The organism is Marinobacter sp. CP1 (genome assembly GCF_001266795.1).
GTDB classification, from domain to species: Bacteria; Pseudomonadota; Gammaproteobacteria; order Pseudomonadales; family Oleiphilaceae; genus Marinobacter; species Marinobacter flavimaris.
Genome location: NZ_CP011929.1, coordinates 1226464 through 1246804, shown reverse-complemented (window position 1 = coordinate 1246804; position 20341 = coordinate 1226464). Strand labels below are relative to the sequence as shown.

Here is a 20341-nt window from a genome sequence, read left to right as displayed (position 1 = left end):
AGGCAAATGGCCTCCTGGAAAGCATTCAGAAGAATTGGAGTGACTCAATGAGCAAGATTATCGGTATCGACCTGGGAACGACCAACTCTTGTGTAGCCATCATGGATGGCGACAAGGTGAAGGTAATCGAGAACGCCGAGGGTGATCGCACCACCCCGTCCATCATCGCCTACACCGACGATGGTGAGACCCTGGTTGGCCAGTCAGCCAAGCGCCAGGCGGTTACCAACCCGAACAACACTCTGTACGCCATCAAGCGTCTGATCGGTCGTCGTTTTGAAGACGATGTGGTCCAGAAAGACATCAAGATGGTGCCCTACAAGATTGCCAAGGCAGACAACGGTGATGCCTGGGTTGAAGTGAAGGGCGAGAAAATGGCGCCGCCGCAGGTGTCTGCAGAAGTTCTCAAGAAGATGAAGAAGACTGCAGAAGACTACCTGGGCGAAAAAGTGACCGAAGCCGTCATCACTGTTCCGGCCTACTTCAACGACAGCCAGCGTCAGGCTACCAAAGATGCAGGCAAGATCGCCGGTCTGGAAGTGAAGCGGATTATCAACGAGCCGACCGCAGCAGCCCTGGCTTATGGCCTGGACAAGAAGAGCGGCGATCGTACCGTGGCGGTATATGACCTGGGCGGTGGTACCTTTGACCTGTCCATCATCGAAATTGCCGATGTTGACGGTGAGCACCAGTTCGAGGTTCTGGCCACCAACGGTGACACCTTCCTGGGTGGTGAAGACTTCGACCTGAAGATCATCGAGTACCTGGCAGACCAGTTCAAGAAAGACAGCGGTATCGACCTGCGCGGCGATTCCCTGGCGATGCAGCGTCTGAAGGAAGCGGGCGAGAAAGCCAAGATCGAGCTTTCCAGCAGCCAGCAGACCGACGTTAACCTGCCGTACATCACCGCAGACGCGTCTGGTCCCAAGCACATGAACGTGAAGCTGACCCGTGCCAAGCTGGAATCTCTGGTAGAAGACCTGGTTCAGCGCAGCCTCGAGCCGTGTAAAGTGGCGCTGCAGGACGCAGGCATGAAGGCAGGCGAAGTCGACGAGGTTATCCTGGTCGGCGGTCAGACCCGCATGCCGCTGGTGCAGGAAAAAGTGAAAGAGTTCTTCGGCAAAGAAGCTCGCAAGGACGTTAACCCGGACGAAGCTGTGGCGATGGGTGCTGCCATCCAGGCGGCCGTTCTCTCCGGTGATGTGAAGGACGTTCTGCTGCTGGACGTAACCCCGCTGACCCTGGGTATTGAAACCATGGGCGGTGTGGCAACTCCGCTGATCGACAAGAACACCACGATTCCGACCAAGAAGTCGCAGACGTTCTCCACAGCGGACGACAACCAGACCGCGGTAACCATCCACGTGGTTCAGGGTGAGCGTAAGCAGGCTGCCCAGAACAAATCGCTGGGCCGTTTCGATCTGGCTGATATTCCGCCGGCAGCGCGTGGTGTGCCGCAGATTGAAGTTACCTTCGATATCGACGCCAACGGTATCCTGAACGTGTCCGCCAAAGACAAGGCGACCGGTAAAGAACAGTCGATCGTGATCAAGGCCTCTTCCGGTCTGAACGATGACGAAATCGAGAAGATGGTTCAGGACGCCGAGGCCAACGCCGAGGAAGATCGCAAGTTCGAAGAGCTTGTCCAGGTTCGCAACCAGGGCGACGCGATGGTTCACGCCGTTCGCAAGACATTGAACGAAGCCGGTGACAAGGTCAGCGACAGCGAGAAAGAATCCATCGAAGCGTCCATCAAGGAGCTTGAAACCGCTCTGGAAGGTTCCGACAAGGAAGACATCGAAGCCAAGACTCAGAAGCTGACCGAGGTCTCTTCCGAGCTGGCCCAGAAGATGTATGCAGATCAGGCGGATCAGACCCAGCAGGCCGGTGGGCAGGAAGAAGCCCAGGGCCAGAAGTCTGACGATGCTGTCGACGCTGAGTTCGAAGAAGTCAAAGACGACGACAAGCGATAAATCTGACGTACATCAGGTAGTTGGAAAACGCGGGGAGATCCCCGCGTTTTCCGCGTTTAAAAACAGGGTTTTAAAAGCATGGCCAAGCGCGATTATTACGAGATTCTCGGGATTTCCCGGGACGCGGACGAGAAGGAAATCAAGCGAGCCTACCGAAAGCTCGCCATGAAGTACCACCCCGACCGTAACCCGGACGACACCGAAGCCGAGAACAAGTTCAAGGAGGCCAGCGAAGCCTACGAAGTACTGGCAGAGCCGTCCAAGCGGGCTGCCTACGACCAGTTCGGCCACGCCGGCGTTGACGGCCAGGCCGGTGGCGGCGGATTCGGAGGCGGCGGTGCCAGCTTCTCGGATATCTTCGGCGATGTATTCGGCGACATCTTTGGTGGCGGCGGTCGTGGCCGCAACACCCGGGGTGCGGACCTGCGCTACACCCTGGAGCTGGATCTGGAAGAGGCCGTGAAAGGCAAGACGGTCCAGATCAAGATCCCGGGGCATCGCGAATGTGAAGTATGCGACGGCAGCGGCGCCGAGAAAGGCTCCCGCCCGGAAACCTGCAGTACCTGTAAGGGTATGGGGCAGGTGCGCATGCAGCAGGGCTTCTTTACCGTACAGCAGGCCTGTCCGACCTGTCGGGGCTCCGGCCAGATCATCAAGAACCCCTGTAAGGCCTGTCACGGCCAGGGCAGGGTTCAGGAAGAGAAAACACTGTCGGTCAAGGTGCCGCCCGGCGTTGACACCGGTGACCGCATTCGCCTTTCCGGTGAAGGCGAGATGGGCGTCGATGGTGGTCCTCCCGGAGATCTGTATGTGCAGATAGCCGTGCGGGAACATTCCATCTTTACCCGCGATGGCCGCAACCTCTATTGCGAAGTTCCCATCAGCATCGTTGATGCCTCCCTGGGTGGAGAGCTCGAGGTGCCGACACTGGATGGCCGGGTGAAACTGAAGATTCCACCGGAGACCCAGACCGGAAAGCTGTTCCGTCTGCGTAACAAGGGTGTCAGCCCGGTTCGTGGTGGTCCTGCTGGTGACTTGCTGTGCCGTGTGATCGTGGAAACGCCGGTGAATCTGACCAAGCGCCAGAAAGAGCTGCTGGAAGAGTTCCAGAAAACTCTGGATGCCAGTAACGGCACAGAGCACGGCCCGAAGAAGACCTCCTGGTTTGAAGGTGTGAAAAGCTTCTTCGACGAAATGAAATTCTGATCGGCGCGACAAGAAGGAACGCGAGCATGAGGGTAGCAATCATCGGCGCCGCCGGGCGCATGGGAAAAGTCCTGATCGAAGCGGTTGACGGCACTGAGGGTCTCGAGCTGGGTGCCGCCGTGGTCGAGCCCGGCAGTAGCCTGATCGGCGCCGATGCCGGCGAAATGACCGGGATCGGCAAAACCGGCGTCAAAATGGCCGGCAGCCTGGCCGATGTGAAGGATGATTTCGATGTGCTTGTCGACTTCACCTTCCCGGACCTGACCCTGGAAAACGCCGAGTTCTGCAAGGCCAACGGCAAGATGCTCGTGATCGGCACTACCGGCATGTCCGACGCCGAAAAGCAGCAACTGGCCCTGGCCGCCGAGTCCACGCCGGTGGTGTTTGCGCCCAACATGAGTGTGGGTGTTAACGTCGTCCTCAACCTGCTGCGCACCGCCGCCGCAACCCTGGGTGACGACTACGACGTGGAGATCATCGAAGCCCATCACCGGCACAAGAAAGACGCGCCCTCGGGAACGGCCCTGCGCATGGGTGAAGTTGTTGCCGATGCCCTCGGTCGTGACCTGAAAGAGTGTGCCGTCTATGGTCGTGAGGGCTTCACCGGCGAACGAACCCGCAAGGAAATCGGTTTCGAAACCATTCGGGCGGGTGATGTGGTCGGTGATCACACCGTCTTGTTCGCCACCGAGGGTGAGCGTATCGAGGTGACCCACAAGGCAAGCAGCCGGATGACCTTTGCCAAGGGTGCCATGCGGGCCGCTTTATGGCTGAAGGATAAGCCGGCCGGGCTTTATGATATGCAGGACGTGCTGGACCTCAAGTGAGGCCATTTCTCGTGGACACAAAGCGCCATATTTTTTACAATAAGGCGGTTTGACTGCACCAAGCGTACCTTTGCACAAAGATTCTGAAAAAGCGGGACCGAGTTAAGACTCCGTCTCGCTTTTTTGCAACCTGAATTTGCGCTTGCGTTCCTGTTCGTGACGAACCGATACGCCACTCGATGAGGATACAAGCCTTGAGCACACCAGCAATCCTTGCACTCGCAGACGGAAGCCTGTTCTACGGCACAGCCATCGGCGCTGACGGAGAAACCAGCGGCGAAGTGGTGTTCAACACCGCCATGACCGGCTACCAGGAAATCCTGACCGACCCGTCCTACTCCCGCCAGATCGTGACCCTGACCTACCCGCATATCGGTAACACCGGTGTGAACGAAGAAGACATTGAGTCAGACCGCATCCAGGCCGCCGGCCTGATTATCCGCGATCTGCCTCTGCTGGCCAGCAGCTGGCGTAGCAAGGGAACTCTGGACGATTACCTGCGAAGCAACAACATTGTTGGGATCGCCGACATCGATACCCGCCGTCTGACCCGCATCCTCCGGGACAAGGGCTCCCAGAACGGTGCCATCGTTGCCGGTGAAAACGCCACTGCCGAGCGGGCTCTGGAACTGGCAAAAGCCTTCCCGGGCCTCAAGGGTATGGATCTGGCAAAAGAGGTTACCTCCGACAAGATCTGGTCCTGGAAAGAGACGGAGTGGACCCTGGGCGAGGGTTACGGTGAGCGTGAGGAATCACGGTTCAAGGTGGTTGCCTGGGATTACGGCGTCAAGCTGAACATCCTGCGCATGCTCGCCTCCCGGGGCTGCGACATCACCGTGGTGCCGGCGCAGACTCCGGCCTCCGAGGTTCTGGCGATGAACCCGGACGGTGTGTTCCTGTCCAATGGTCCCGGGGACCCCGAGCCCTGTGATTACGCCATCACCGCCATCAAGGAAGTGCTGGAAACCGAGATTCCGGTGTTTGGTATCTGTCTGGGGCACCAGTTGCTGGCCCTGGCCAGCGGTGCCAAGACCATGAAGATGGGGCATGGCCACCACGGAGCCAACCATCCGGTTCAGGATATCGCCACCGGCACCGTGATGATCACCAGCCAGAACCACGGGTTTGCCGTGGATGAGGCAACTCTGCCGGCCAATGTCGAGGCGACTCACAAGTCCCTGTTTGACGGCACCCTGCAGGGCATTCGCCGGACCGACAAGCCGGCCTACAGCTTCCAGGGCCACCCGGAAGCCAGCCCCGGCCCCCATGATGTGGCCCCGCTGTTTGACGAGTTTATCCGCCTGATGGAGGCGCGATCGGCCTGAGACCGATCGCTACGGAAAGCTCACGGGCGCCGCGTGTTGCGCTGCCAGAATTCAAAAGTTGCTGACAGGTTTACCAAGACATGCCAAAACGTACCGACATCCAAAGCATCCTGATCCTGGGCGCCGGCCCCATCGTGATCGGGCAGGCGTGCGAGTTTGATTACTCCGGAGCCCAGGCCTGCAAGGCGCTGCGCGAAGAGGGTTACCGGGTTATTCTGGTTAACTCCAACCCGGCAACCATCATGACCGACCCGGTCATGGCCGATGCCACCTACATCGAGCCGATCACCTGGAAGACCGTCGAGAAGATCATCGAGAAAGAGCAGCCGGATGCGCTGTTGCCCACCATGGGCGGCCAGACCGCGCTGAACTGCGCCCTGGACCTCGAGCGCCACGGCATTCTGGAAAAGCACGGCGTGGAAATGATCGGCGCCAACGCCGACACCATTGATAAAGCCGAAGACCGGGACCGCTTCGACAAGGCCATGAAGAAGATCGGCCTCGAGTGTCCGCGGGCCACGATTGCCCACTCTATGGAAGAAGCCTGGAAAGTGGCTGACGACATCGGCTTCCCGTGCATCATCCGCCCGTCTTTCACCATGGGCGGCTCCGGCGGCGGTATCGCCTACAACCGCGACGAGTTCGAGGAAATCTGTACTCGTGGTCTGGACCTGTCCCCGACCAACGAACTGCTGATTGACGAATCCCTGATCGGCTGGAAAGAGTACGAGATGGAAGTTGTCCGGGATAAAAACGACAACTGCATCATCGTCTGCGCCATCGAGAACTTCGATGCCATGGGTGTGCACACCGGTGACTCCATCACCGTGGCCCCGGCCCAGACCCTCACCGACAAGGAATACCAGATCATGCGGAACGCCTCGTTGGCAGTCCTGCGTGAGATCGGTGTGGAAACCGGCGGCTCCAACGTGCAGTTCGGCATGAATCCGGACACCGGCCGCATGGTCGTCATCGAGATGAACCCCCGGGTGTCCCGCTCTTCGGCGCTGGCCTCCAAGGCCACCGGCTTCCCGATCGCCAAGGTCGCGGCCAAGCTGGCAGTGGGCTACACCCTGGACGAGCTGCGCAACGAAATCACCGGCGGCGTCACCCCGGCTTCGTTCGAGCCGTCCATCGACTACGTGGTCACCAAGATCCCCCGGTTCACCTTCGAGAAATTCCCCCAGGCCGACGCCCGCCTGACCACCCAGATGAAATCCGTGGGTGAGGTCATGGCCATTGGCCGCACCTTCCAGGAATCCCTGCAGAAAGCCCTGCGCGGCCTGGAAGTGGGTTCCGAAGGCTTTGACGAGAAACTCGAAGACCTGGATTCCGAGAATTCCCGGGAAACCCTGACCCGCGAACTGAACGTGCCCGGTGCCGACCGCATCTGGTACATCGGCGACGCTTTCCGGGCTGGCATGACGGTGGAGGACCTGCACGAGCATACCCACGTGGATCCCTGGTACCTGGTGCAGATCGAGGACCTGATCAGGGAAGAGCAGGCGCTGAAGAGTGCCGGTAAGGCCGACATTGACCAGGCCACCCTGTTCCGTCTCAAGCGCAAGGGCTTCTCCGATGCCCGCCTGGCGAAACTGCTGGGCATCTCCGAGGTAAGCCTGCGCAAGCTGCGCCACGATCTGGATATCCGCCCGGTGTACAAGCGCGTGGATACCTGCGCTGCCGAGTTTGCCTCCGACACCGCGTACATGTACTCCACCTATGAGGAAGAGTGCGAGTCGGACGCCAGCGACCGCGAGAAGATCGTGGTGATCGGTGGTGGCCCTAACCGGATCGGCCAGGGCATCGAGTTCGATTACTGCTGTGTGCATGCGGCCCTGGCCATGCGTGAAGACGGCTACGAAACCATCATGATCAACTGCAACCCGGAGACCGTGTCCACCGACTACGACACCTCCGACCGGTTGTACTTCGAGCCGATCACCCTGGAAGACGTGCTGGAAATCATTCACGTCGAGAAGCCCAAGGGCGTGATTGTGCAGTACGGCGGCCAGACCCCGCTGAAACTGGCCCGTGGCCTGGAAGCGGCCGGTGTGCCGATCATCGGCACCAGCCCGGACGCCATTGACCGTGCCGAGGACCGGGAACGGTTCCAGCAGATGATCACCCGCCTGGGCCTGAAGCAGCCGGAAAACGCCACCGTGCGTAGTCACGAGGAAGGCATCCTGGCGGCCCGGGAAATCGGTTACCCGCTGGTGGTACGTCCCTCCTACGTTCTGGGTGGCCGTGCCATGGAAATCGTTTATGACGAGGAAGAACTGGTTCGCTACATGCGCAATGCAGTGCTGGTCTCGAACGACAGCCCGGTGTTGCTAGACCACTTCCTGAACGCCGCCATCGAGGTGGACATCGACGCCATCTCCGACGGTAAAGACGTAGTGATTGGAGGCATCATGCAGCACATTGAGCAGGCCGGCGTTCACTCCGGTGACTCCGCCTGTTCACTGCCGCCTTACACCCTGTCCCAGCAGGTTCAGGACGAAATGCGCGATGCCGTCAAGAAGATGGCCATCGAGCTGGATGTGGTCGGTCTGATGAACGTGCAGCTGGCCTGGCAGGACGGCGAGATCTACGTGATCGAGGTAAACCCGCGGGCCTCGCGTACCGTGCCGTTCGTGTCCAAGGCCATCGGTGTGTCCCTGGCCAAGGTGGCGGCCCGGGTGATGGCTGGCAAGACCCTCAAAGAGCTGGAGTTCACCCAGGAAATCATCCCCAGCTATTATGCGGTGAAAGAGTCGGTGTTCCCGTTCAACAAGTTCCCGGCGGTGGATCCGATCCTTGGGCCGGAAATGAAATCGACCGGTGAGGTCATGGGCCTGGGTGACAGCTTCGACGAAGCCTTCGCCAAAGCCGCGTTGGCTGTTGGTGAGCGTCTGCCGGCCAAGGGCACTGCGTTCATGTCTGTGCGGGATGTTGACAAGCCCGGCGCCGCAAAAGTGGCCCGGGATCTGGTCGAAGCCGGCTTCAAGCTTGTGGCTACCACCGGCACCGCCAAGGCCCTGAAAGAGGCCGGAATCGAGGTTGATCGGGTGAACAAGGTCCGTGAAGGCCGTCCGCATATTGTGGACGCCATCAAGAACGGACAGGTTCAGCTGATCATCAATACCACTGAAGGTCGCAAGGCCATTTCCGACTCGGCCCAGATCCGCCAGTCGGCGTTGCAGACCAAGGTAACCTACACAACAACACTGGCGGGCGGCGAAGCCTTCTGCCGGGCCATCAAGTTCGGCCCGGAGCGCACTGTACGCCGCCTCCAGGATCTTCACGCAGGAAAGTGAGACTATGGCTGACAGAGTACCGATGACAAAGGCGGGCGAGACCCGCCTCCGCGAGGAGCTTCAGAAGCTGAAGTCCGAGGATCGTCCCCGGGTTATTGCGGCGATTGCCGATGCCCGGGAGCACGGCGACCTGAAAGAGAACGCTGAATATCATGCTGCCCGCGAGCAGCAGAGCTTTATTGAAGGCCGTATCCAGGAAATCGAGGGCAAGCTTTCAGCCGCTCAGGTAATCGATGTGACCACCATCGAGAATACCGGCAAGGTGATCTTCGGCACCACGGTACACCTGCTTAACATGGATACGGACGAACAGGTGATCTACAAGATCGTTGGTGAGGATGAGGCGGATATCAAGGCAGGCAAGCTGTCGATTTCCTCACCGATTGCGCGGGCGCTGGTAGGCAAGAGCGAGGGCGATGTGGTCGCCATTCGCGTGCCTTCCGGTACCGTGGAATACGAGATTGAGCAGGTCGAGTACATCTGATCTCGTCTGTGCTGAACGAAAAAAGCCGGCTGGGGTTTTCCCGAGCCGGCTTTTCTGTTTCTGGGTTCCGGGCGGATCAGTGTTTGTGGCGCAACAGGTTGGAGAGCTTGGGGTTCGGCTTTTTGGCCCGGCGCAGTATGACGGCGATCTTGCCGATGGTCTGGACGAGCTCGGCGCCAGAGGATTCGCACAGCGCGGTGATCGCCTCGTGCCGGGTTTCCCGGTCTTGGCTCGCCACCTTGATCTTGATCAGCTCATGATCATTCAGTGCGCGCTCGAGTTCTTCCTGCAGTCCCTCGGAAAGGCCTTTGTCGCCAACAATGATGACGGGCTTGAGGTTGTGGGCAATCGCCCGGTATTCCCGGCGCTGTTCCGGTGAAAGACTCATGATGTAATCTCTTTATTGGTGCAATTAACAAAAGGTCAGCGGCGGAAAGGCTGACTTGAACGTATAATCGACGAATTGTAACAGATCGTTCCGCTGTAAGAATGGCCGTTAACACGTATCGACGTGGGGGCAGCAAGCAGAAGGAACCAACCCGGGTGGCAAGGGTCAAAAGGTTCGCGGAATTGGGGGCGTATTGAGGGTTGCTGTTGTAATTTCAGATATGGCGCCCAATATGAAGGTTAAGGCGACTTTTCATTAAAAAACTGTGTGCTGCGTGTGGCCGATACGGATGGGCCGTTTCTGGTGGACGGGCGTACAATTGGTGTAAGGTGTCAGAAAAGGGTGCTTTGAGAAAGGTTAACCCTACAATTCACAGGTGATGATCCTTGAACGATATGGCAAAAAATCTGGTTCTCTGGCTAATTATAGCCGCCGTGCTGCTGATGGTGTTTCAGAACTTTTCTCCCACCACCACCGGCCAACAAGTCAACTATTCCCAGTTTGTGGAGATGGTCCAGGAAGGCCAGGTCCGTCAGGTCACAATCGATGGGTTGCAGGTTCAGGGTACCCGTGGTGACGGCTCCCAGTTCCAGACAATCCGTCCTCAAGTGTCTGACAACAAGCTGATGGACGATCTGCTCGCGAACAACGTTGAGGTTATCGGTAAGGAGCCTGAGCGCCAGAGCCTGTGGACACAGCTTCTGGTAGCCGCGTTTCCGATACTGATCATCATCGCACTGTTTGTGTTCTTCATGCGCCAGATGCAGGGCGGCGGTGGCGGCAAAGGCCCCATGTCGTTCGGCAAGAGTAAAGCGCGTCTGATGAGCGAAGACCAGATCAAGACCACCTTCGCGGACGTGGCCGGTGTTGATGAAGCCAAGGAAGATGTTAAGGAACTGGTGGATTTCCTGCGAGATCCCAGCAAATTCCAGCGTCTTGGCGGCAGCATCCCCAAAGGTGTCCTGATGGTTGGTCAGCCGGGTACGGGTAAAACCCTGCTCGCCAAGGCTATTGCCGGCGAAGCCAAGGTGCCCTTCTTCTCCATCTCCGGTTCTGACTTTGTCGAAATGTTCGTGGGCGTGGGTGCTTCCCGGGTTCGTGACATGTTCGAACAGGCCAAGAAGCAAAGCCCCTGCATTATCTTCATCGACGAGATCGATGCTGTTGGTCGCCACCGTGGCGCCGGCATGGGTGGCGGTCATGACGAGCGTGAACAGACGCTCAACCAGCTGCTCGTTGAGATGGACGGTTTTGAGGGTAATGAAGGCGTTATCGTAATTGCCGCTACTAACCGTCCCGACGTTCTCGACCCGGCACTGTTGCGCCCGGGCCGTTTCGACCGTCAGGTTGTTGTTGGCCTGCCAGACATCATTGGTCGTGAGCAGATCCTCAAGGTGCACATGAAAAAAGTGCCCCTGGCGGATGGCGTAGAGCCGGTTCTGATCGCTCGTGGCACGCCCGGATTCTCCGGTGCGGACCTCGCAAACCTGGTCAACGAGGCGGCGCTCTTCGCGGCCCGTCGCAACCAGCGTCTCGTGTCCATGGAAGAGTTCGAGCTTGCCAAAGACAAGATCATGATGGGCGCCGAGCGCAAGTCCATGGTGATGAGCGAGAAAGAAAAGCGGAATACGGCTTACCACGAGTCTGGCCACGCTATTGTGGGTCGTCTGATGCCGGAGCACGATCCGGTGTACAAGGTGAGCATCATTCCGCGCGGCCGCGCTCTGGGTGTCACCATGTTCCTCCCCGAGGAAGACAAGTACAGCCATAGCAAGCGCTTCCTGATCAGCTCGATCTGCAGTCTGTTCGGTGGCCGCATCGCGGAAGAACTGACGCTGGGCTTTGATGGTGTGACGACCGGTGCGTCGAATGACATCGAGCGGGCGACCAGTCTGGCCCGCAACATGGTGACCCGTTGGGGTCTGTCCGAGAAGCTGGGTCCGTTGCAGTATGATACCGACAGCGAAGAGCCGTTCCTCGGCCGGTCTGCGGGTCAGTCCCAGACGGTGTACTCACCGGAAACGGCCCAGCGCATTGATGAGGAAGTTCGCAACATCATCGACAGCTGCTACGAAAAAGCCAAGCAGATTCTGGTCGATAACCGGGACAAGCTCGACATGATGGCCGACGCGTTGATGAAGTACGAAACCATCGATCGTCACCAGATTGATGACATCATGGAAGGCCGCACACCTCGCCCGCCGAAAGGTTGGGGAGACAGTGGTCCCGCTGGTGGCGTCAAGGCCGACGAGCCTGAGACGGCGCCGGAGCCAAAGGCTTCCGATGACGGTCGTCATCCCGGCGTTGGCCGGCCGGCCGGAGAACACTGACGGCTAGCAGCTTTTGGTTATAAAAAGAGTGTAGTTCCCTGCGCCGCCCGGATTCCGGGCGGCGTTTGTTTTTGTCATTGTGAAAAAAGGTTTGCCATGAAAATGAATTTTGCCGGGCGGGAACTGGATATGTCCCGCTGCCACGTGATGGGCGTTCTGAATGTAACACCGGATTCGTTTTCCGATGGTGGCCAATATAACCGGCCGGATGCGGCTCTCGTCCGGGCCAGGCAGATGGTTGCCGATGGCGCCACGTTTATCGACATCGGTGGCGAATCCACGCGCCCGGGTGCCACGCCCGTGTCGTTGCAGGAAGAGCTGGACCGGGTCTGCCCGGTGGTTGAGGCAGCAGCCCGGGAGCTCGACGCGGTTATCTCGGTAGACACCAGTGCGCCGGAAGTGATGGCTGAAACGGCAAAACTCGGGGCCGGCCTGATCAATGATGTGCGGGCCCTGCAGCGTGACGGTGCTCCGGAAGTGGCTGCAAAAGCGGGCATACCGGTTTGCATCATGCACATCCAGGGGGAGCCGGATACCATGCAGGATCGTCCCGAGTACCGGAATGTGCGTCGGGAAGTCAGTGCTTTTCTGACCGAGCGCATCCGCGTTGCGGAGCAGGCCGGAATTCGCCCTGAAAACATCCTGCTGGATCCCGGCTTCGGTTTTGGGAAAAGCCTTGAGCACAACCTGCAGTTGCTGGCCTCCCTTGAGCAGATGCACATCCTCGGGCATCCCCTGCTGGTTGGCGTTTCCAGGAAGTCCATGTTGGGCCATATCACTGGCCGTGAGGTGAATGAAAGGTTGCCTGCGAGCCTTGCGGCCGCGACAATAGCGGCCATGAAGGGTGCCAGTATTATTCGTGTGCACGATGTCAGGGAAACAGTGGACGCTATCCGTGTGGTGGCGGCAGTGAAGGAGGCAGGTTAATGTCCGAGAGAAAGTACTTTGGTACGGACGGTATTCGCGGGCACGTGGGTGAGTTTCCGATAACGCCGGAATTCATGCTGAAACTTGGCTGGGCTGCGGGCCAGGCCTTCAAGCGCGATGGTCAGCGCAACAGCGTACTGATCGGCAAGGATACTCGCCTGTCCGGTTACATGTTTGAGTCGGCCCTTGAGGCTGGCCTTGCGGCGGCGGGTGTGGATGTAAAGCTGCTTGGTCCGATGCCAACGCCGGCAATCGCTTACCTGACTCGCACTTTCCGCGCTTCGGCCGGCATTGTGATCAGCGCCTCCCACAATCCCCACCACGACAACGGCATCAAGTTCTTCTCAGCGGCCGGCACCAAGCTGGACGATGCTCTTGAAGCCGAGATCGAGCGCTGGCTGGACAAGCCCATTGAGGTTTGTGGCCCGACTGAGCTGGGCAAGGCCTCCCGCGTTGACGACGCGCCGGGCCGGTATGTGGAATTCTGCAAGAGCACTGTGCCCAATGAGTTTACGCTCGACGGCATGAATATCGTATTGGACTGTGCCCATGGCGCCACCTATCACGTGGCCCCCAAGGTATTTCGGGAGCTTGGGGCCAAGGTTTCGGTTATCGGTGGCGATCCCGATGGGCTCAATATCAACCTTAACGTTGGCTCCACTCATCTGCAGGCGCTCAAGGCAGCAGTGATCGAAAAAAACGCTGATCTGGGGATCGCATTCGATGGGGATGGCGATCGGGTTCTGATGGTGGATCGGGACGGATCCGAGGTCGACGGCGATGAGCTGCTCTACGTCATCGCGTCCCAACGCTTTGCCGAGGATCGCCTGAAAGGCGGTGTGGTCGGTACGCTGATGACCAATCTGGGTGTCGAGCTTGCTTTGAATGAAATCGGAATCGAGTTCGAGCGTGCAAAAGTCGGCGACCGTTACGTGATGGAGCGGCTGCTCGCCAACAACTGGGTGCTCGGTGGCGAAGGCTCTGGCCACATGGTTATCCGCGACTGCACCAGTACCGGTGATGGTATTGTTTCGGCGCTGCAGGTCCTTCTTTCAGTGTGGAAGTCCGGGAAAACCCTTGCGGATCTGCGGAAGGGGATGAGCAAGCTCCCCCAGAAAATGATCAACGTTCGGGTGGCGCAGCGTTTCGATCCGTTCAGTCGTGATGATATCGTAGCTGCGGTGCGCAAGGCCGAAACCGAGCTGGGCAGTTCCGGCAGGATTCTGTTGAGGGCTTCTGGCACAGAGCCGCTGATCCGTGTGATGGCGGAGGGGCAGGACGCCAGCGAGATTCTTCGGGTAGTCGAGGAACTGGCAAAAGTTGTGGAGAAATCCACCGCTTAATTTTGTGTTTTCAGGCGGTTGTCTGCCGGGAGGGAGTGCTGTATAGTTCGCCCTCCCTAACGTTCGGGAACTGTTATGCGTCGGAAGATTGTAGCCGGAAACTGGAAAATGAACGGGTCAAAAGACCTGGCACAAACGCTGGTAAGCGATGTGCGATCCCAGGCGGCCTCTCTTGATAATGGCGTTGAGGTTGTTATCATTCCTCCCGCTATTTACGTCCCGGGCGTAGTTGCCAGCGCAGGCGATGTACTGTCGGTCGGTGTTCAGAACGTGGCGCAATGGGCGTCCGGAGCCTACACCGGTGAGATTTCCGCGGACATGGCGTTGGATCAGGGCTGTCAATACGTCTTGGTCGGTCATTCCGAACGTCGCCAGCTCTTCGCTGAGACAGACGCTGCAGTGGCCGAAAAAGTCGGTCGCATTCTCGCTTCCGGGCTCCAGGCCATGGTTTGTGTTGGTGAAACCCTGGAAGAGCGTGAGGCTGGTAAGGCCGAGACCGTTGTTGCCGCCCAGGTAAAGGCCGGCCTTGCGACGGTCACAAGCGAGCAGTGGCAGCGTGTAGTGGTTGCCTATGAGCCTGTCTGGGCGATCGGAACAGGTAAAACCGCTACGGCACAGGACGCGCAGGCAATGCATGCGTCGATTCGGCAGGTGCTTTCAGAGATGGGCGCGCCGGCCAATGAGATTTCCCTCCTTTACGGGGGCAGTGTAAAAGCGGATAATGCAGCCGCTCTTTTTGCCGAGCCGGATATTGACGGCGGTTTGATCGGCGGAGCGTCGCTCAAAGCAGAAGATTTTGTAAGTATTTGCCGGAGTGTTCCGGCGGGTACCTGAATTTAAAGGTTCGCGAGAGTCGTTATGGATTGGGTAGAAACGCTGGTAGTCGTTGTGCACGTGGTGATCGCGGTGGCGCTGGTGGGTCTGGTGCTGATCCAGCAGGGCAAAGGCGCAGATGCCGGCGCTGCCTTTGGTGGTGGTGCATCGCAGACTGTGTTTGGTAGTCAGGGTAGCGGTAGCTTTCTCACCCGCTTCACGACTCTGCTCGCAGTGGTATTTTTTGTAACAAGTTTCTCGCTGGCGATTTTTGCCAAGCAGCGTGCCGAAGTGGCAGGCGAAGCCGGTATTCCTGTTGTTCAGGAATCCAGCAGCGCAGCCCCTGCTGATACCGCTGCTGACAATGGCGAAGCCGCAGCCAGCGAAGCCGAGGGTGGGGAGTCTGATCTCCCTGAACTCGAGTAAGAATGTTGCCCGGGTGGTGAAACTGGTAGACACGCTATCTTGAGGGGGTAGTGGCGAAAGCCGTGCCGGTTCGAGTCCGGCCCCGGGCACCATATTAGAAGAAAAACGGCTTGGAGTTTCCAGGCCGTTTTTTTTGGTCAGTCCTTGACCAGTCTGTCCGGCGTCTCTATACTCCGGCGGATATTGGGACCTGCCGCTTGGTGCTGGCGGGTTTCTGGCAGGCCAGGTGTCTGTCAGCAGGAAGCGGTACACCGGTTTGCTTCCTGCGAGTTCTTGCAACAAAAGGCCCCATTGTCAGGGGCTTTTTGATTAAGGGGCCTGGCGCAAAGGGCCCTGGTGCATAAAAAGGGCTGATAAAACAGCCCTTTTTTTGTTTTTGGGGCCGGTAAATTGATAACGGAGAAGGCACAACTTGTCAGCCAAGCTTAAGCAACTGGAAGACATTCTTCAGCCCGTGGTGGAAGGTCTGGGGTATGAGTTCTGGGGCATTGAATTCCGCTCGCAGGGCCATCATTCCCTGTTACGGGTGTTTATTGACGATGCCGAAAACGGCATCGGAGTCGACGACTGTGAGAAAGTCAGTCGCCAGATCAGCGGTGTGATGGATGTGGAAGATCCCATCCAGACCGAATACACACTGGAGGTCTCATCCCCGGGGATGGATCGCCCGCTGTTTCGTCTAGAGCAATACGAGGCCTTTGTTGGTCATCAGGTTCAGATTCGTCTCCGGATGGCATTTGAAGGTCGCCGGAAGTTTCAGGGGCTGATCAAAGGCGTGGAAGGTGATGATGTGGTTGTGGTCGTTGATGATCACGAGTATCTGCTGCCATTCGACAGCATTGAAAAAGCCCACATCGTGCCGGTATTTGAGTGAGCGATTTGAATAAAGTCCGTGGACGCACAGTTGATTTTAAGGGCAGGGCAATCCAATGAGTAAAGAGATCTTGCTGGTGGTTGAATCCGTCTCGAACGAGAAAGGTGTCGAGAAGGATGTGATTTTTGAAGCGATCGAGCTGGCACTGGCCACCGCTGCCAAAAAACGCTTTGAAGACGAAGAGGCGGATATCCGCGTATCAATCGACCGGAAAACCGGCGAATACGAAACCTTCCGCCGCTGGCTGGTGGTGGATAACGATGCCGTTCCTGCGCTGGGCACTGAGCTCACCCTGCAGGAAGCCGAGGAAATCGACCCGGCCCTGAAGCCTGGCGATATCCACGAGGAGAAAATCGAATCCGAAGCCTTTGGCCGCATTGGCGCCCAGGCTGCCAAGCAGATTATCTTCCAGAAGGTTCGTGAAGCTGAACGCACCAAGATTGTGGACAGCTACCGCGACCGCGTTGGTGAGCTGGTGTCGGGTACCGTCAAGAAGGTTACTCGCGACAACGTGATTGTCGATCTGGGCGCCAATGCCGAGGCGCTGCTGCCCCGCGAATTCCTGATCCCCCGCGAGACGTTCCGGATGGGTGACAGGGTGCGTTCGCTGCTGCTGGAGATCCGTACGGATCACCGCGGTCCCCAGTTGATTCTCAGTCGCACCTCTCCGCAGATGCTGATCGAGCTGTTCCGCATCGAAGTGCCGGAGATTGCTGAAGATCTGATCGAGATCCGCGGTGCTGCTCGTGATCCCGGTTCCCGGGCCAAGATTGCGGTGAAGACCAACGATCGCCGTATTGATCCCGTTGGCGCCTGTGTTGGTATGCGTGGCTCCCGGGTTCAGGCCGTGTCCAATGAGCTGGGCGGTGAGCGCGTTGATATCGTGTTGTGGGACGACAACCCGGCCCAGCTGGTGATCAATGCCATGGCGCCTGCAGAAGTGGCGTCCATCGTTATGGATGAAGACCGGCACACCATGGAAGTGGCTGTGGCGGAAGACAACCTGGCCCAGGCAATCGGCCGTAACGGTCAGAACGTTCGCCTGGCCACCGATCTGACCGGCTGGACCTTGAACGTGATGACGGAGGAAGAAGCCGGTGAGCGTCAGGAGCAGGAATACAGCCGGCTTGTCGAGCATTTCACTGGCAATCTGGACGTTGATGAAGAATTTGCCGGTGTACTGATCGAGGAAGGGTTTACCTCCATTGAAGAGGTGGCCTATGTGCCAATGGAAGAGATGCTGGCGATCGAAGGTTTTGACGAGGAAACCGTCACCGAGCTGCGCCGTCGCGCCAAGGACGTCCTGCTGAACCAGGCCCTGGCAAGCGAGGAAGCGCTCGAAGGCGCTGAGCCGGCAGAGGATCTTCTGGGAATGGATGGCATGGACCGTAGCCTGGCCTTCAAGCTGGCCGGCATGGGTGTGCGCACCATGGAAGATCTGGCAGAGCAGTCGGTTGGCGATCTGCTCGAGATTGAAGGTATGGATGAAGAGCGTGCCGGTCAGCTTATCATGACTGCACGTGCCCCCTGGTTTGAAGACCAGGCTTAATTCGGGAGGAGGACCAGTATGGCTGAAGTAACGGTAAAACAACTGGCCGAAGATGTAGGCGCTCCCGTGGATCGTTTGCTGAAGCAGATTGTGGAGGCTGGCCTGAAAGCCCGCTCCGAGAATGATTCTGTCTCCAGCGATGAGAAGCAGCAGTTGCTGGCCTATTTGAGAAAGACCCACGGTGAGGCCGACGCCGAACCGCGCAAGATTACCCTGAAGCGCAAGACCACTACGACGCTCAAGGCCGGCAAGGCAAAGACCGTCAACGTTGAGGTTCGCAAGCGCCGTACCTACATCAAACGGGCGGAATTGCAGCCTGAGGCTGAAGCGCCTAAACCGGAAGAGCCGGTAGCTGAGCAGCAGCCGGAGCAGGCACCGGTGGAAGAGGCGCCAAAGGTAGCGGCCGAGCAGGCCCAGCAGCCGGAAGCGGAGAAGCCCGCAGAGGCAGCGACTGCAGAGCAGCCGGAGCAGGCAGAGAAGGCCGAGCCGAAGAAAGAGCCGGAGCCCGAGCCGGTTCCCGCTCCGGAAGATATGCCGATGCCTCCGCCCGAGGGCGATGGCAAGGACCGCAAGCCGAAGAAAAAGAAAGAAAAAGTTCGCGAGCGCGGCGACGAGATCGAAGAGGGCAAGCCGAAGAAGAAGCAGGCAGGCCATCGTGGTCCTCGCAGTCGTCCGGTGGAAGAGCCGCTGGTTATCTCCGAGGATGAGGAAGAGACCACGCTGCGCAAGCCGCTGCGTGCGAAAAAGAAACCCAAAGAGAAGCGTCATGCTTTCGAGAGGCCGACCAAACCAATGGTCAGAGAAGTAGAGATTCCGGAAACGATATCTGTCGGTGACCTTGCCCAGCGTATGGCAGTCAAATCGGCTGATGTTATCAAGACCCTGATGGGCATGGGCGTCATGGCCACCATCAACCAGGCACTGGACCAGGAAACTGCCGTTCTGGTGACCGAGGAATTGGGTCATAAAGCCAAGACCGTCAGCGACGATGCGTTCGAGGAAGAGGTTCTGAGCGAATTCTCCTTCGAGGGCGGCGAAAAGACCAAGCGGGCTCCGGTTGTGAGCGTGATGGGTCATGTTGACCACGGTAAGACCTCCCTGCTGGACTACATCCGCCGTACCAAGGTGGCCTCCGGTGAGTCTGGTGGTATTACCCAGCACATTGGTGCTTATCACGTAGAAACGGATCACGGCATGGTGTCCTTCCTGGATACCCCGGGCCACGCGGCCTTTACCGCCATGCGTGCCCGCGGTGCCCAGTGCACGGATATCGTTGTCCTGGTTGTTGCCGCCGATGACGGCGTGATGCCACAGACCAAGGAAGCCGTCCAGCACGCGCGCTCCGCCGGGGTGCCGATCGTTGTTGCCATCAACAAGATGGACAAGGAAGAGGCCGATCCCGATCGCGTCAAGACCGAGTTGGCGGGCATGGAAGTCATTCCGGAAGACTGGGGCGGTGACGTTCAGTTCGTGCCTGTTTCAGCACACACCGGTGAGGGCATTGAAGATCTGCTGGAAGCGCTGCTGCTTCAGGCAGAAGTGCTCGAGCTTGAGGCGGCAACCGATGCGCCTGCCAAAGGCGTGGTCGTCGAATCCAGCCTTGAGCGTGGCCGCGGTTCCGTTGCGACTGTCCTGGTACAGAACGGTACCCTGCGTCAGGGCGACATGGTTGTAGCCGGTTCCTACTTCGGTAAGGTCCGGGCGATGACCGATGAAGCCGGCAAGCAGGTCAAGGAAGCAGGCCCGTCTATTCCGGTCGAGATCCTCGGTCTGAACGGTACACCGGATGCCGGTGACGAGTTCTTCGCCGTTGCCGACGAGAAGAAGGCCAAAGAGCTGGCCGAGTTCCGTCAGAGCCGTGAGCGGGAGCAGCGTCTCCAGCGTCAGCAGGCCGCCAAGCTTGAGAACCTGTTCGAGAACATGGGCAAGGACGAGGTCAAAACCCTCAATGTTGTGCTCAAGACCGACGTTCGGGGTTCGCTGGAAGCCATCACCAAGGCCTTGCAGGACTTGGGTAACGATGAGGTTCAGGTCAAGATCGTGTCGTCCGGTGTTGGCGGTATTGCCGAGACCGACGTCAGTCTGGCCATGGCAACCAATGCGGTAATCTTCGGTTTCAACGTCCGTGCCGACACAGCGTCCAAGCGCCTGGTTGAGCAGGAAGGTCTGGACCTGCGCTACTACAGCATCATCTATAACCTGATTGATGATGTGAAAGCAGCCCTGACTGGCATGCTGGCACCGGAATTCCGCGAAGATATTGTTGGCATCGCCGACGTGCGTGATGTGTTCCGTTCGCCGAAGTTTGGTCAGGTGGCCGGTTGCATGGTTACTGAAGGCACGGTTTACCGTAACAAGCCGATCCGGGTTCTGCGGGACAATGTGGTTATCTTTGAAGGCGAGCTGGAATCCCTGCGTCGCTTCAAGGACGACGTACCTGAAGTCCGTAACGGTATGGAATGCGGTATTGGCGTTAAGGGTTACGACGTGAAAGTCGGCGACCAGATCGAGGTTTTCGATCGCGTCCGGGTCGAGCGCAAGCTTGAGTCCACCGGCGCGTGATGCGCCCGATTTTGA

At 58.4% G+C, this 20341-nt stretch carries 15 protein-coding genes and 1 tRNA gene; 15 read left to right on the top strand and 1 reads right to left on the bottom strand.

Going from position 1 to position 20341, the window contains the following annotated elements; translation table 11 throughout:
• The first annotated feature begins 47 nt into the window (after positions 1 to 47).
• From dnaK to greA, 6 genes are all read left to right on the top strand, one after another.
• On the top strand, positions 48 to 1973 hold the full coding sequence (gene dnaK, locus ACP86_RS05915; protein WP_014578301.1) for a molecular chaperone DnaK: 1926 nt from the start codon (positions 48 to 50) through the stop codon (positions 1971 to 1973).
• Between the two features lie 78 nt (positions 1974 to 2051).
• Positions 2052 to 3179, top strand: coding sequence for a molecular chaperone DnaJ (gene dnaJ, locus ACP86_RS05910; protein WP_014578300.1), 1128 nt, complete (start codon positions 2052 to 2054; stop codon positions 3177 to 3179).
• Between the two features lie 26 nt (positions 3180 to 3205).
• Positions 3206 to 4006, top strand: a complete 801-nt coding sequence (gene dapB / locus ACP86_RS05905; RefSeq protein ID WP_053113043.1) for a 4-hydroxy-tetrahydrodipicolinate reductase — start codon at positions 3206 to 3208, stop codon at positions 4004 to 4006.
• Between the two features lie 194 nt (positions 4007 to 4200).
• Positions 4201 to 5331, top strand: a complete 1131-nt coding sequence (gene carA / locus ACP86_RS05900; protein ID WP_008171520.1) for a glutamine-hydrolyzing carbamoyl-phosphate synthase small subunit — start codon at positions 4201 to 4203, stop codon at positions 5329 to 5331.
• An 80-nt stretch (positions 5332 to 5411) separates the two neighbouring features.
• Positions 5412 to 8630, top strand: a complete 3219-nt coding sequence (carB, locus tag ACP86_RS05895) for a carbamoyl-phosphate synthase large subunit (RefSeq protein ID WP_053113042.1) — start codon at positions 5412 to 5414, stop codon at positions 8628 to 8630.
• 4 nt (positions 8631 to 8634) lie between these two features.
• Entirely contained in the window at positions 8635 to 9114 is a 480-nt protein-coding gene (gene greA / locus ACP86_RS05890; protein WP_075267597.1) for a transcription elongation factor GreA, read from the top strand.
• A 76-nt stretch (positions 9115 to 9190) separates the two neighbouring features.
• Here the strand turns inward: greA and yhbY are convergent, their stop codons facing one another.
• A complete protein-coding gene (gene yhbY, locus ACP86_RS05885; RefSeq protein WP_008171523.1) occupies positions 9191 to 9502 on the bottom strand; it encodes a ribosome assembly RNA-binding protein YhbY in 312 nt (103 codons plus the stop codon).
• A 386-nt stretch (positions 9503 to 9888) separates the two neighbouring features.
• Here yhbY and ftsH point away from each other — a divergent pair, with 386 nt between their 5' ends.
• From ftsH to infB, 9 genes are all read left to right on the top strand, one after another.
• Positions 9889 to 11832, top strand: a complete 1944-nt coding sequence (gene ftsH / locus ACP86_RS05880) for an ATP-dependent zinc metalloprotease FtsH (RefSeq protein WP_169702170.1) — start codon at positions 9889 to 9891, stop codon at positions 11830 to 11832.
• A gap of 96 nt (positions 11833 to 11928) precedes the next feature.
• Complete coding sequence (folP, locus tag ACP86_RS05875) at positions 11929 to 12759, top strand: dihydropteroate synthase (RefSeq protein ID WP_008171527.1); 831 nt, start codon at positions 11929 to 11931, stop codon at positions 12757 to 12759.
• Positions 12759 to 14102, top strand: coding sequence for a phosphoglucosamine mutase (gene glmM, locus ACP86_RS05870; RefSeq protein WP_008171529.1), 1344 nt, complete (start codon positions 12759 to 12761; stop codon positions 14100 to 14102). Before folP ends, glmM begins: the two co-directional genes overlap by 1 nt.
• Before the next feature lie 75 nt (positions 14103 to 14177).
• On the top strand, positions 14178 to 14936 hold the full coding sequence (gene tpiA / locus ACP86_RS05865; protein ID WP_075267595.1) for a triose-phosphate isomerase: 759 nt from the start codon (positions 14178 to 14180) through the stop codon (positions 14934 to 14936).
• A 24-nt stretch (positions 14937 to 14960) separates the two neighbouring features.
• Positions 14961 to 15341: a preprotein translocase subunit SecG gene (gene secG / locus ACP86_RS05860; RefSeq protein ID WP_008171532.1), complete on the top strand. Its 381-nt coding sequence runs from the start codon at positions 14961 to 14963 to the stop codon at positions 15339 to 15341.
• Between the two features lie 7 nt (positions 15342 to 15348).
• A tRNA-Leu gene (locus tag ACP86_RS05855) sits at positions 15349 to 15433 on the top strand.
• 320 nt (positions 15434 to 15753) lie between these two features.
• Positions 15754 to 16215: a ribosome maturation factor RimP gene (rimP, locus tag ACP86_RS05850; RefSeq protein ID WP_008171533.1), complete on the top strand. Its 462-nt coding sequence runs from the start codon at positions 15754 to 15756 to the stop codon at positions 16213 to 16215.
• A 55-nt stretch (positions 16216 to 16270) separates the two neighbouring features.
• Complete coding sequence (nusA, locus tag ACP86_RS05845) at positions 16271 to 17764, top strand: transcription termination factor NusA (RefSeq protein ID WP_014578293.1); 1494 nt, start codon at positions 16271 to 16273, stop codon at positions 17762 to 17764.
• 18 nt (positions 17765 to 17782) lie between these two features.
• The gene (gene infB / locus ACP86_RS05840; protein ID WP_053113040.1) at positions 17783 to 20326 is read left to right on the top strand and encodes a translation initiation factor IF-2; all 2544 of its coding nucleotides are present in this window, start codon (positions 17783 to 17785) and stop codon (positions 20324 to 20326) included.
• The last annotated feature ends 15 nt before the right edge of the window (positions 20327 to 20341 follow it).

Coding starts and splice junctions, on each gene's coding strand:
- tpiA (WP_075267595.1), top strand. CDS start 14,178: ATGCGTCGGAAGATTGTAGCCGGAAACTGGAAAATGAACGGGTCAAAA.
- yhbY (WP_008171523.1), bottom strand. CDS start 9,502: ATGAGTCTTTCACCGGAACAGCGCCGGGAATACCGGGCGATTGCCCAC.
- infB (WP_053113040.1), top strand. CDS start 17,783: ATGGCTGAAGTAACGGTAAAACAACTGGCCGAAGATGTAGGCGCTCCC.
- dnaK (WP_014578301.1), top strand. CDS start 48: ATGAGCAAGATTATCGGTATCGACCTGGGAACGACCAACTCTTGTGTA.
- glmM (WP_008171529.1), top strand. CDS start 12,759: ATGTCCGAGAGAAAGTACTTTGGTACGGACGGTATTCGCGGGCACGTG.
- dapB (WP_053113043.1), top strand. CDS start 3,206: ATGAGGGTAGCAATCATCGGCGCCGCCGGGCGCATGGGAAAAGTCCTG.
- folP (WP_008171527.1), top strand. CDS start 11,929: ATGAAAATGAATTTTGCCGGGCGGGAACTGGATATGTCCCGCTGCCAC.
- carB (WP_053113042.1), top strand. CDS start 5,412: ATGCCAAAACGTACCGACATCCAAAGCATCCTGATCCTGGGCGCCGGC.
- secG (WP_008171532.1), top strand. CDS start 14,961: ATGGATTGGGTAGAAACGCTGGTAGTCGTTGTGCACGTGGTGATCGCG.
- greA (WP_075267597.1), top strand. CDS start 8,635: ATGGCTGACAGAGTACCGATGACAAAGGCGGGCGAGACCCGCCTCCGC.
- nusA (WP_014578293.1), top strand. CDS start 16,271: ATGAGTAAAGAGATCTTGCTGGTGGTTGAATCCGTCTCGAACGAGAAA.
- dnaJ (WP_014578300.1), top strand. CDS start 2,052: ATGGCCAAGCGCGATTATTACGAGATTCTCGGGATTTCCCGGGACGCG.